The organism is Candidatus Omnitrophota bacterium (genome assembly GCA_041653595.1).
Classification (GTDB): domain Bacteria; phylum Omnitrophota; class Gorgyraeia; order Pluralincolimonadales; family Pluralincolimonadaceae; genus Pluralincolimonas.
The window spans coordinates 1-15,178 of sequence record JBAZFB010000027.1 but is presented as its reverse complement, the minus strand read 5'-3'; the positions used below and the strand labels follow the sequence as shown (position 1 = coordinate 15,178).

1 protein-coding gene is annotated in these 15,178 nt (G+C 40.8%); it reads left to right on the top strand.

The window, feature by feature from the left end; genetic code table 11:
- Nucleotides 1–15,178: VWA domain-containing protein (locus WC317_07605; protein ID MFA5339993.1), on the top strand; the 15,178-nt coding region annotated here is incomplete at both ends.

Here is a 15,178-nt window from a genome sequence, read left to right as displayed (position 1 = left end):
TTCAACTACTATAAAAATTACGCCAAACACATTTCCATAGCCGGATTAAAAGAAAATCTTGAGAAAACCTTTAATACGCCCGTAGAGATCGAGAAACTAAAGGATATTTTAGATAATATTCCGTCTATATCAGGAACGTCTGGCATGGGCACTTCTTCCTCGATAACACTCGATAGGCAGGGCGACAAGCTGATTGTTAAAGGAAGAGGCCTGGAAAACGCCTATAAAGTAACAGTAACCCCTCTTGATAATACCAGCGGAGCTTTTAATTTAGAGCAGTCTAGTGTTCAGGAGCCTGTAAATACAGTAACATTGTCCCTGGACTTTTCCGGTACCATGGATGAATCAAGGGTAAAGTTATTAAAAGGCGCTCTTTCCGAGTTCCTGAAAAATCTGCCGGATTCAATGAAGTTTAAGCTTAATATATTCGGCCCTGGTTCCGGAGAAAAAGGCGCCGGGGATATAAAAATATCCGAATTCAGCAATAAAAAAGCTTTGGAAGTTTATGTCAACAGCCTTCCTTCCAAAGGAAGAGATGCTACATATCTTTATACCAATATGCTGGAATCAATAAAAAATATCCCGGATAATCAGGTCTTAGTAGTCATGACTGATGGCCAATCTGATATAGCTTCTAAAGGTAAAGGTTCCAAGGAACCTGATTTAGAGAATACCTGGAGCCAGATAATAGATTACGCGAAGAGACATAATATTACAATCCAGTTCGTAGGAGTAACTGAGGAAAGTAAAACCGAGGCCGAGGGTTTTATAGCGCAGTGCAAAGCCAATGGCGCGGATGCCGTGTTCTATTATGCGGACGCATTTACAGGTTTAAAAGATAAATTCGCGGAAATATCAAAAGATATCAATAAACTTAAGATAAATGTGCCAAAGGATATTCCCTTTAGAGTTACGATAGCAGATAAAAGTAATAAAGTCCTCTATGAAGAACTTATAGGAAAAACGCCTGACATAGAGCATGTAAAATTTTCTAACGCAACTATTGTATCAACTAAATCTACGCTGGCTCTGGAAGGTGATCAGATTACAGGAGGCATATCGGAGATTTCACCAAACGATAATATATTAGTTAATGTGGGGTTGAATCTTGAAAAAACAGAAGCTTTTGTGGAAAATGAAAAAACCTCTCAGGGGACAGCAAAAATAATATTTATTCTGGATAAAAGCGGCAGTATGTCAGAAAGTAATAAGCTCGGAGATTTAAAAGTAGCGGTCAAAAAAATATTACAGAAGATTGAGGATAAAACTAATGTGGCGTTATATGCGTTTTCTGACAATGTGAATGAATTAAAAACGCTTGGTCAGGATAAGAATCCATATACCCTGGTAGACAATTTGAAAACCGAAAATATGACCGCAGGTTACCCTGCGCTTAAAGCAGTCTACAGCGAAGTCATAACTAACAACATAACCAATACATATATAGTATTTCTTACCGACGGATTATTTAATGTGGGTAATATCACTAAAGATAAATTATATGATATAGTTGAAGCTTTTCAGGGCCGCAACATCAGGTTATCTTTCATAGGTGTAGGTCCTGAGTATGATAATTTAAAGCAGCCTACAAAGGAAGAGTTGTTATCTGGCCTTATAGCTGACACTCTGTTGACCCCGGATAAGAACGCAGGCGCAGGTATGCCTATGTCACAGCTCGCTGCTCTTACAGGCGGGTTAGCCATATCAACAAAAGATACTGAGATATTAAAAGGTTTTGCCGCTGTAGAAGATTTTATATTCTCGGCTGAAGTGGCAATTCCAAAACTCGATATAAAAGAAACAACCTTGATATTCAAAAACAAAGAATCGGGCAATTATATCCAGACCACAGTGCCTGTCGTGAAACAACCCCAGGCTCCGATGAATCTCATTACCGATCACGCGATCCTCGTTCAGAATGTTACACTGGAGAATATAGATTCTATCATAACTTCATTATCTGCTATGGATAAAGAGCATATAAAAGCAGAAGTGATAAATATAGCGCAGGCGATAAGCGCGCTGATTAAGGAAAAGAAGATCACGGATAAGGCGGCGGCGAAATACGAGGGACAACTCCTTAAAATAGTTCAGGACAACTTCACGAAAGAAGACCCAATAAGAGCGGAACTGGTAGGGGAAATCTATTCAATAACAAATCCCAGAGTAATCCTTGCAAATACTCAGATAACCGAAGGAATAAAGTCGATAAAAGAAGTCAATCTTAATAAACCCGGCGCTTTGATAGAAGCGGAATTAACCAAGGATATGGAATATTTAGGCACTACATACTCCAAGGATTCTAAGCTTACAATAAAACTTGATAGAGAGAACAAAATAGAGATCAAAGAGATTATTGACGCGAAAACAGGTGTAAAGGCTGAATTATTGGATAAAGGTGTAATACGCGTGACATCTTCTGAACTCGTTATAGAATTTTCTCCTATTACTGGGAGCAATGAATATAGCGAAGCAATTATTTCTGGAGAAAGGATAAGGACGCTTCCTAAGGATACACATGCGCAGGGAACTGATAAAGCAACCGGCAAACCTTTTGATATAACCTATCTTTCGGGAACTGTTATTAAGGACACGCCTTCTGGCTCAGATATGACAGAAGGGTCTTACAAGGACAATCTTAAAAATGTAATTTATGAGAAAAAGAACGGCGCATTTAAGATATCCCAGCAAGAAGAGCTCCAATACGAATCGGATAACAAAGGATCGGAAATATTCTATTTAAGGGACGAGCAGAATCAATTAACAGGCAAAGTCTTGCATAAAAAAGGCGATAACGAGGGGATGTTCTACGAATACAAGAATGGCTCTTATTCGCAGAAGGGCGCGGCGGTATTAGTCAGTACCGACAACGAAGGGAATGTAAAGTTCGAGTCTAAAGAATTAAGAAATTTCATGGATAATGTGGAGGTTATTTCAGGCGAAGGCCCTAGTGTTATTTATGGCGTTAAAGCCGGCAAATCCGTAACTGTATTCCTGCGGGATGAAAATGAAAAAGTAGCGGGCAAGGTCATCTACGGCAAAGGGATAAAATTTGACGCGGACTTCAATCCTTTATCAGGATCGGCAGGCACTTATTATAATAAATCCGGCGTAAAAATAGGGACGATGCGGATAGAGATGATTAACAGCAATACTCTCAGCGAAACACAGAGAAAGACATTCGGCATAGAAAAGAATATAAGCCTGGAAAAAGTTAGCATAAAAACAAAAGACGGAACGGTAGAGACATATTATGAATATACTTCGGATAAGAAAGATAAAGAGTTGATATTTACCAAGAGCGGCGATATTTATTACAGTAAAGACAGTGTCCATGTTTATAAATATGAGAACGGCAAAATGGAAAACATAGTTTCTCCTGAATCGCAGGGCAAGATATATGAACAGATGTTTGATTATTTCAACGGCGGCAATAAGGAATTAAAAGGCACAGATTATATCACAAGCGTAAGAAAAGCGCTGGTCCAGGCCGGGAAAAGCGATATCGTATCAAAAGATAAAAATAAACTAAGCGCAGAAGAGATGAAATTCGCCAAGGCGCAATTTGACGAATACGATAAAAACGCAGTGGAAGTAAGAGGGATCATTAAGGACGCTTATCCTGATTTCAAGATTTCAAACGGGGCGCTTACGGCAAATGAAATAGACAAATATAATTCTATCACTGCATCCGTAAATGAAAAATTAGAAAAATTATTAAAAGATGTTAATGCTACTCTAAATACAAAATATTCTAAAATTAACCACGTTCCTGATAAAAATAGCGAAACAGAGGAAAAGCCGGGTTGGGGAAAATATGAGAAGTTAAAAAAACAAGAGGCAGCCGCAGAAGGTAAAAAAATCTGGGATATTTACAGCAGGAAACTGACAATAGAAAATAGCATAGGATATAAGGGTTATAACACAAAGATAGGAAATAAAGGAGATGAAGTTGTTGATAGATTTGCTACGCCTAAAGAAAAGGCCCAGGCAAAAGTAGCCTGGAATAAAGCTAACGCAGATTGGCAAAAAGCCATATCAGATTATAAGAACAGGCTTGTAACTTTAGGATTTTCGAAAAAAGACCTGGATAATGCTAAATTCGATTTCCAGTATGATTATTCGAGTAAACAGTATCTCTGGATACTCGTAAAAGGCAGTATAAACAGGGCCACGCCGGATACAAATCCGGAATTCAGCGGCATGTATAGGGTAGAGCAGGGGATGGAGTTTGATATCTCTGGCAGTTTATGGCAGGGTTATATAAAAACCATAGATAAAGATGGTGTTTCTTCAACATATAAGAAAATAGAGGGCTCCGGAGGCGATAGCAAGATTAAAGGAGATAGTAAAATAGAAATAATAGTCAAAAATGGAAATTACAGGCTTTTGGGCAGGATGGAGATATGTGAAGGCCAGAACTGGTGGCAAATGGCAAAGAATATCCCTATAAGGCAAATAAACGCTGATAATTATAATTTTAAAAATTTTGAAGATTACATGGGAGTTAAAAGGCTCAAAGGCATGCTTGATGCCCAGGGAGTTAGTTACGCGAAAATTTTTAAAGATGAATATGAATCCCCTAGTTTATGGAGGTCTTTTAAGCAATATGTGATCGGCAATGTATTTTTTAGCGGGAAAATACAAGGGACCGGCGGTATAGCATATCGCAATTTAGATACTTCCCGCAGGCTTGAGATCCGCATGAAGATAGATTTAGCCAGGGAAAGCATGGAAAAACTCGATTATAGCGATGTAAGCGAGATAAATACAAGCTTTGCCGGTGTAGAGGGTATGAATACTCTGATAAATGGATATAGAGATATCCTGGACATGGAAGATATCGCTTTTGATGTTGTTATAGCCATACCAACGCTAGCCGGTGGTTTCGCGCTTGGAGGGGCAAAAATAGGCCTTGCAGTCTTAAGGACGGCTTTATGGGGGGCGGCCATAAGCGTTACAGCCGATACGATTATAAGTTATATACAATACGGAGAATTGCCCAGGTTTATCGATATAGTTAAAAGCGCCACCTCAGGATTTGCTCTTGGTTCAGCGCTTCATTTTTCAGTTGTCGCGGTAGGCAAATATCTCTTGGCATCCACTACAGTAAAGGTTGCAGACGGCATTTACTCTACCTCTAAAACACCAGAATTCTTTATTGATGCCCCGGGAAAAATCGCGAATATAGAGATAGGCGGAGAAGCAACCACTATAACTACAATGACTACCAGGACAATAAAACCAGGGCTTATAAAGAGCTGGAGCTCAGGTCCGTTATTTAAGACCATAGGCCAGAACATAAGCACAAGATTTAGAGTGCGATGGGATAATTTCTTGACCACAACAGCAAGATTCGCGGGAGCACCAGGCACGGCAGGCGCGTTGAACTTTACAGATTACGCGCTTAAAGGCGCATGGGGTTTCGCAAAGACAGGCCCTGTTTTTACCGCTATAGGCATACCTATAAATTATGCTATTAATGGTATATTCGGAACTGATTTGGAATTATGGAGCGGATATAAAAAAGACTCCTCATTATTTAGTTCGGAAAACATAGACTCTTTCTTTAAGGCGTCTTTGGTATCAATACCAGGGTTCGCGAAGATGGGCTTCACCATCGGGCCGCTGTTCCCCATATTGCAATCCCCAGCTATTACTGTAACGGGCCAGGCCTTCAATCATACATTCTCCAGGGCATTAAATATAAGCGGTTCAAGAATTGCCGGCTGGCTTGGGAAAGGAAGCGAATGGTATATCAAAAGAATGGAAACTTTAGCCGGGGAAAAGGTATCTTCCGGATTCCTGCAGAGCCTGAATTCAATGGTTTTTGTAGCCGCCACATTATCTACGGTTGAAGCTTCTTCCGAAATAGTCCTGAAAAACTTTATGTCTGAAGAAACAGCCAAGGAATGGGCGTCTAATATAGCTTTTGCTTCCCTGTTTTTCCTGCCCGGCAGGCCAGTCCCATTTATGTCTAAAAGCAAGATTTCAGGCGTTGAAGGGGGGAAAGTGACATTTGAAGGCAAGATAGATACCTCCAAGTTAAATTTAACAGATAAAATCAAGAATAAAATAGCCGCCATAGAGACTGCCTTTAAAGAAAAAACAGGCCGGGATTTAACGCTGGATGATCTATTGTCCATAAAAATAAAGTATGAGGGCGAGGATATAGATCTGACAGAAATAGGGCTTGAAAAGGAAATATTCGTCAAACTTGCCGTAGAGACAATTTTAGAAGCAAGCAAGGGTACAAAATATACAAAAAGAGAAGGCTATCAATTGGACTTATTAGAACAAGCCTTGAAGTCTCTCTATGACGGCAGGTCTCATATGGGCGAAATGAGCGGCGGAGCCGGCAAGACCCTTGTTATGCTTGATATATTAAGGATGAAGATGTTGAACGGAGAAATCGCGGAAATCATAGTGCATAACGAACAAGCTGTGAAACAATATATTTCCAGCTACGCGGAGTATTTCAAGAAAGCTTATGATATCGAGTTAAAAGGCATATATGAATTTAAAGAAGGCGATACGCTCAATCTGCAAAAAGTAGCAGACAGCTATAATAATCCTAAAGAATTATTGATAGTTGACAGAGGTTCAAGGGAGTCTTTGGAATTGCGCGGCGAGGAGAATATATATGATAGCAATGGAAAAATTACTTCCTTCAGAACGATCCTGGATAAGATCAGGGTAAGAGGCGTAGATGAAATAGATTCTATATTGCTAAGCACAGAAACCACTATTATATCAAAAAATCCGAGAATAGCTGTAGAAAGCATGATGGAGAGGGCCCAGGCAGGTTTGAATACCCTCAGGCAGCTTGAAGGTGTAGAAGGCAAGGGCAAGGAAGGCACCAGCGCTGACGGGCAGAATTATAAACTTTATGAAAAGGATATAGATAAGATGCCTAAAATTGACAGCGATACACCTGGCTGGTGCTGGGATAACGGGGTGGTTCGCACCAATAAAGCGTTTGACAAGCTTTTTAATACGAGTTTAGCCAAAGGTTTCGATAGATTTTCAGTAAGTGAGATCCAGAACGCCATAAGGGCGCTGGAGACCAACGCATTCTGGGTAGATAGCAGTGGCACACCTGGTTTAAAAGACATAAGGGACACAAATAAGCCTCTCAGCTTAAGAGACGATAGTGATATGTTTAATATGTGCTTGCAATTAAGGGTAAATGAATTGATAGATAAAGGAGAGATAAAGGACCAAAATGGCGATCTGGTCAAGAATAAGAATAATAAAGTTATCCTGGTCAGCACTGAGGATAAAAAAGGCAAGATGGAGCTTTTCTTCTCCTCGACAAAAGGCGATATCTTTGTCCTCGGGCTCACGGCTACATTCGGCAGTGTCCGCAGTCTGGTGCCGGCATTATTCGGTGTAAATGTAAGCAGCGTGGATAATTTATCGCTTGAAAAATATCTTTACGCGAAATCAGAACATATGGAGATAGTAATAGCTAAAAAAGGTAAAAGTTCTGTAGATACTATGGTTGATGATATTATTGTTGACAAAAGATTAGGCAAGGTCTCTTTGGTCGGAGTAATAGGAGATAATCCCCAGGTAACAATAAAAGACCTGGTTCTTAAATTAAAAGAATTTGGAATGGACCCTAAGGTCATAGAAGCAGGCGGAGACAAAACAGAGGCAGAAAATAAAGAACTGGTCGAAAGCCTTTCAAAGAAGATAAAAGAAAATCCGAGCATGGTCCTGATAACCACTGAAAAGGGGTTGAGGCAGGTTGACTATCAGGAGATGTTAGGGCTTAAGTTGATAGGCGCGGAAAATGCCACTGCTGAAACTCTTATCCAGGCGCTTGTCAGGATTATGAGGAAGATCCCGGAATATAAGGCGAGTGACGCCGAAGGCAAGAGACACCCGACAGAAAAAGATAGATGGGATGGCGACAGGAAGATATATATGGATGAAGCTTCTTTAACACAGCTAAATAAAAATTTAGAAGCGCTCGCCGAAATATCAAAGGCATATGGCGAAAGTTATTTTGAAGAATTATTCAGGGAGAATGGCGACACGAGAACAGGAAAATTGCTGGACGAATACAGGAATTCAGGTACAGAGACGGATATCAAGATAAAGCTTGAATTAAATGCGCTCATGAATTCGTATTTTAAAGCGGCTGAAAGCATAGACAGCCTGATAGGGCAGATAGCCGAGTATGTCCTTACAGGAAGATTTTTAGATGAGATTATCGGGCAAGAAGGTGATACTGCGTTAAAAGATGAGATGCTCAAGTTGAGATACGAACAAATCGAAAAGAACAGACCCGGGAATAGGCTTTTAGAAGGTTATAAGACAGGCACCCAAAGAGGCATGGATACGCTTGAAGCGTATTTAAATTCCTCTATAAACATGCTGAAGTCATTAAGTAAAGAAGCTGTTTTCTCGAAATACAAAGATAAAATCAACAGCCGGGTAACAGATTTTGAGTCAGGCCTGGAAACATTAAAAAGATCTTCCTCCGGTATTATAGAGTCTGAGACAGTGTCTAACCTGTACGATCTCTTATGGGATGTAAAGCCGGGTTCTGACGGCAAGTTGTCCAAAACTCTCATAAAGTTCATAGAAGGCATATCCAAGAAACAGATCGCGACAAGGAAAACAAGCGAAGATATGAAAAGTTACATAAATAGGGTAGCTACAGAAAAAGTTAATACTGTCATAGAGGGCGAAAATTCCAGATGGGACGAACCTTCACCCATTAAACCTGAGAAGATATCTCAGTTTTTAACATATTTGCAGGAGAGAGGGCTGATCAGAGGCATTACCGCTTATTTAAATAATATAATAGGCGAACAGGAAGACTCACCCATAAACCCATCTTCCGATCTGTATGTACCACTTGCCGAGATCAAAAATATAGAATTATCAGGGAATGATATAGTGAACCTTCTCGCTGTCATAGCCATTATTAATAAAGAAGAAAATAAAGATAAAAAGGAAAGACTTATAAATATAGCTCTTCCGTTTTTGGATAAGGAGACCCTGGAACGCGTCGAAGACTCTGAGAATATACTTGCTTATACCGCAGATATGGAGATCACTATCTTTAACACCAGAGACATAAATAAGATCATAAATCTCGCGGTGCTTTCCGATGCCCCTGACGCAGGTATCCTGTCCGAAGACTTTGACATAAATAATTATATTGTGAGTACTGATAAGAACGGGATAGAGCTGGCGATGAAGGATTTGGGCCTGGACGCAGCCAACCCCGGATTCTACAACAATCTAATAGAAACACTTTCGAAAATAGCAAAAGGAGAAGATATAAAGGGGTCGGATATAGCAGAGCTTATAAAACAATCGCGCATTGAAGGAGAAAATGTACTGTCTTTACTTGATACCGGCATTACAGCCAATGCCGTTAAAAACGCTAAAGACTTATATAAAAATGATAAGTTTGCCGGGATGTTCAATAATATGGCACTTAAGGATATGAAAGGCTTTTTAGATCCAGCTTCATATTCTTTCGGGCCATCTATAAACGCGGTGATGAAACTTGCCCAGGCCAATCCCGACATGAAAGGCCTTATTAAGCAATTTATCAGCTTTAAGGAAAAAGAAATAAAGGCTATGCAAAAGCAAATGGATGAATTAAAAACCCGCATAGAGGGGCAATATAAAACAATAGAGCTCATGAAAACGTCGATCAAAGAAGAAAAAGATGCCGGCAAAAAAGCGGAAATAACCGATACTTTAAATAGCGTAGTATTGCGCCAGCTTTCGCTTGATATGCTGAAACTGCAAAATCTCCAGGATCAGATAGGGCAAAACAAAAATATACCTGTAACGTTAGCGTTAATAGATGAATTTACAAAAGATGATAAGAACGATGAGACAAAGCAGTTTTTATACACATTGGTCGGTGTTTTTGACTACGAGAATAAAGATGATGTAAAAGAAGCCGCGGTCAAGGAAATAGAATTAACGTGGCAGAAAAGGAATACGCTGAATATAGCTAAACCGGATGTGGATAATATTGTTAAAAAATACTCAAAATACGGCGTAGAAACCATTGATGTTTACACAAAGGCACTTACGTCCCAGATTTTCCGGGGCAACCATTTTACCGCGGAGGACGTGAGCAGGATAGAGGCAAATTATAAAACTTTGGATAACGAAAAATATAAAGAGTACAAAAATATAATAAGCGTGGACATATTGGCTGATATTGGTTTCGATGTCAATATGCTGGATACGGCGGAAAAAGAGGTCAGGACAAATATAGAAAACAGGATAAAGGCATTAGGTAAATCAGGAATAGATATCCTCATAGAGACAAATTATATAGACAACTTCGGGGCCAATCCTCTTGTTGGAAATATGTTCGCGCATGAAAACAAATCCGGAAAGGGGAAACCTGTAATAGGAATTGATAGAAGATTCATAGTCAATGTCGCTTATATAAGCAAATCTCATCCTGATATAGCCAAAAGGATACAAGACGCTCCAATAGGGCATGAAGCTATGCATTTGGATGATGAATATAATAGCTGGAAATTGGTGGGCGAGAAGACCAATGACCTGAAAGATAACGTAAAAGAATATCTTAAGAAGCAGGGCATTAAAGATATTCAGAAACAAAAAGGTAAAGAAAACCGCTGGACACTGATAACTTCCAACGACGCGGTCTATAAAGATGTGGAATTAATCACTATCCAGGAATTCCTCGCAAATACAGCTTTGATGGAAAAAGATATAGATACCTTTATATCGAATATCGCGGATAAATTGTGGTATGACGTTACTATGAGGAACACGTCTGCGCGTTTTGGTAATGAGAAAGAATTAAAGAAGGCTGTTGAATACATTATCGCGAATACGCCGGAATTAGCTCTTCTAAGATTTGTTGAAATAAAAGGCACGGGTAAATCAATAGGAAGGCAGGATACGTTTATCGGGCTCGTTACCGACAGAGTGATAGAAATAGATAAGAAATTCACAGGGTCAGAAATCCGCCCGGACACCGGAGAAGAACTGGGCACCGCATATCTTGATATAAACGGTGTTTTAAGGGGATTGGATATTTCCGAAGATAAGAAAGAAATGGTAAGAGTCTTTTTAAACAAAGAAGTAAGCGAAATGGATGAAGAAACAAGGCTTATGGTGGAGGTAGGAAATGATGCCAGGGCTGTTAAGATATCGGAGAATAGCGAACTAAAGGTCTTCGATAATAAGGATGAAAATGTCAATGACGCGTCGCTTTATGCGTATGAAGAAGCCAGGAAAAAAGGTTTTTTAAATAACCTTACAGCGCCTTACGATATTATACATTATATCGCGGAGAATGGTAAAACAGTCCACGGGGTCAGGCAGGACAGGGTGGAAATATCAAATAATAAACTCGTAAGCATCCTTGAAGATAAAAAACTTACCGAGAAACAAAAAACTGCCGAGATCGGTAAATATATCGAAAATGTGGAATATCTGATAAAGGCTTTGGCTGAACAAGGCGCTTCGTTTGTGACAGAAGGGCCATCGGTAAGCATATTGAAAAATACAGGTTTATTGGAAGGTAAGGTTGTTGTTTCAGATGTAGCTAATCTGCGTTTTGGCATTGTTACGGAATTACAGGTTCAAAAAACAATCGCGAAAGTAAAAGAAGAGTTAGAAGACTTAACGAAAAAATATATGATATCGCTGGGTTCTCCTGACGCGGGAAAGACCCTTGCTTCAGGCCATGCTATAGCGGAAATAAACGCTGCCCAGGGCAGGGCGCAGATAGACATTGCCAGGGAAATAGCAAAGACATGGCTTATTACCGCTGTCCTGAACGGCACAAGGGGCGGGCCTGCTGAGGAACTTGATAAACTGCTTTCCGAACCCCAGAAACTTTCTCCTCAGGCAATTCTCGTACTTACTTCAGCAAAACAATTATTGGCAGAATTTACAGGCGTCCTGGACAGCGTGCCGCAGACAGAAAAAGCCGGATTGGCGGACAGCTTCATAAAAGCGCTGGAATCCGTTAAGATAGGCAATTTCGAAAGGTTATTCGGCGTGTCCATGGAAGATCTTAGCGCTATGGGCATAGGCGCCACGGTCGGCGGGGTTTCAGCCGTAAACTGCGGAGTGCAGGCATTACAGGTGGTACTGGAAACCTGGGCAGGCAGGAAAGTTTCCAGGGGAGAACTTGCCGGAGAGATAACCAATGAAATAACCCTTGAATTGGAAAGCGAAACAATACCGGGTAATGTCAAATCGGACATAGTTCAGAACCTTATAGAAGGCAAGATCGGGGATACGGTAATAAAAGCAGTCGCCAATAAATACGGTGTAAAAGATGTAATATCAACAACCGTGGATATAGATAAAGTGAATGAAATGGGCTCGAGCTTTATCCTGTGGGTGCCTGAGCATTTCATGCCGGTGGTAGGCTATGGTAATGGATTCTTTATTACAAGGACGCTTGAAGGCAATGACGTAGGCGTTAAAATAGAAGACATTTTAAGCAAACAAAAACCAGGAACAGGAAAGCAGGTAGTCGTAATCGCGCCTGATAAAACAAAAACCCCTGAAACAGAAGATTATTACGGCGCGTCGCCTGATCTGTCAACGCTATTCCCATCTGTAGTTACAGACCTTAAAAACGCGGTGTATTTCGGAAAAGGCGAAACAAAAGCCCTGGCATCAGGCCATGCCATCCCCACGCTTGTAAAACCTGTAAAACCAGTATTTCCTAAGGCTGATTATCTTGAAGCGACAGGCGTAAGGCGCGCATACGAACTAACTAAATATAATGCCCAGATGATCGCGTATTATATAGCGATGCTTTCATACGCGGCGCAGGTAAGGATATATGGGTATAAAGAAGAATTAAGCCTGAAAGCTTCTATGGAAGATTCAATTAAGGATATAAATGCCATAGAAGCTAATCTTATAGATACAAGTGACGCGGAGATCAGGACAAGAATAGAAGAGTTAAGAGCAACTATCAAAGACAGGTTATCAGCGGGAGAGAAAGAACAGGATATCCTGGACAGCATCCTGACTGAAGTATTTGCCCTTACAAAAGAAGCTATCAAGAGAGCGGATGTAATAGAAAAAGGCAAGAATTATACCTATTATAATGTGCAGTTGATGGGCGCCATGACCATGTGCAAGCGCATGATAGCTGAAATGGCTACCGGCGAAGGAAAAACCTTTACAGTAGGCCTTTCCGGAGTGATTAACGCGTTAAGCGGCCTGGGCGTGCATATAGTTACAGCGAATCCTGCCCTGGCAGAGCGTGACCTTAATACCATGGGCGCGATGTATGAATTCTTAGGCCTCACATCAGCCGTTATCCTGCCGAACGGCAAGAGTTATATGTATAGGAACGGCGCGTTAGAAGCATGTACTCGCAAAGAAGCTTATCTGGCTGACATAACTTATGGCACAAAAGATGAGTTTGGCTTCGATTACCTGCGCGACAACATGGCTTATTCCAAAGATGACCAGGTCCAGAGGGGAAGGCATTTTGCCCTGGTGGATGAAATAGATAATGTACTTATAGATGAAGCCAGGACTCCTCTTGTGATATCAGCCGCCACAGGCAAAGAAGACGTGAATGTTTATTACGCCATAGATAATATAATAAAAGGATTGGCCGAAGCTGACTACAAGAAAGAAACAGAGAACGGCAGGGACATAGTTTATCTTACCGAAGAAGGCGTGGATAAGGTCAGCGGCCTTATGGCGGAATTGAATTTACCCGAGAGTTCAGACATAGATATCATGATACGCCAGTCCCTGCAGGCGAATTTCCTGTTTATAAAAGACAAACACTACATAATCCAGGATAAAGAAATAATAATATTGGACGACGAAAACAGGCCTAAATATGGTTCCAGATACGGCGACGGTCTCCACGAAGCCATAGAGGCCAAAGAACACAATAACGGCGAGGATGTGGAAGTTAAACAGCCTTCGGATACGCTGGCAAGCATAACGCTTCAGAGTTATTTCAATCTATATGAAAGTAAAGCAGGCGCTACAGGAACAGCCCAGGAAGCAAAAGATGAGTTTAAGGAAATATATAATTTAGACGTAATGCCTATCCCTACAAACATGCCTGTTATCAGAGTGGATAACCCGGGCAGGATTTACAAGACAAAGCAGGAGAAATTCGAAGCCACGATAGAGCAAATATTAAAAGACCATGAATCAGGCAGGCCTGTTTTGATAGGTACTAACGATGTGGATGAGTCGGAAGAATTGGCGGCTATGCTTAAGGCAAGGGCCCCGGGCCTGCAATTCAGGATTTTGAACGCGAAACAGACAAAGGATGAAGCTGAAATAGTGGCACAAGCCGGCCAGATAGGCGCGATTACCATAGCTACCAATATGGCGGGCCGCGGCACAGATATAAAATTAGGCGAAGGCGTAAAAGAAAAGGGCGGATTACATATATTAGGCACAGAATTTTCAAAGACCTCTGAACGCATAGACAGGCAGTTACGCGGCCGCTCAGGCAGGAACGGGGATGCCGGCTCCAGTGATTTCAATGTATCCCTGGAAGACGATATATTCAAGATATTAGGTAAAGACGCTATAGAGAAGCTGTCAAATGAACTGGATTGGGAAGGCGGCATAGACATAGCTGCCAACGCGGTTATACAAAAAGCGCTCAGCGAAGCCAGGGCAAAAATATACGCGCGGGATTATGAGGCAAGGAAGAAGCTGGTAGAATATGACGTCAACTTAGGCGCTATCAGGGAAGCGGCATATAAAGACCGCAGGGATGTCCTTGGAATGGAAATAGATGACCTTTATTCGCTGGTAATTTCCACAGCCGAAAATACCCTGAACCGTTTATTCGAAAATTACGCGGCGTATGATATTAAAGAAGAAGAACTTATAGGCTCTATCGAAGAGTTGTTTAATATCCGCATTGAATATGATGATCTTAAGGGTGATATAAAAGCATTAAAAGCGAGGATATCAAGGGCCATAGATGTTGTGTATAGAGAGAAGTTCAATGAGTCTTCGGAAGAGGAAATAAGGCAGGCCGTTTTATACGCTATAGACACTAATTTTAAAGAATTCAATAGCGAATCAGAGAAGGTAAAGAATTACAGCTTTGGTTCCGGAGAAAAGAATAAAGACTTCGCGGCGTTTGTCAAAAGGATAAATGAGCTTTACGAGACCATGAATGCCTCTATACAAG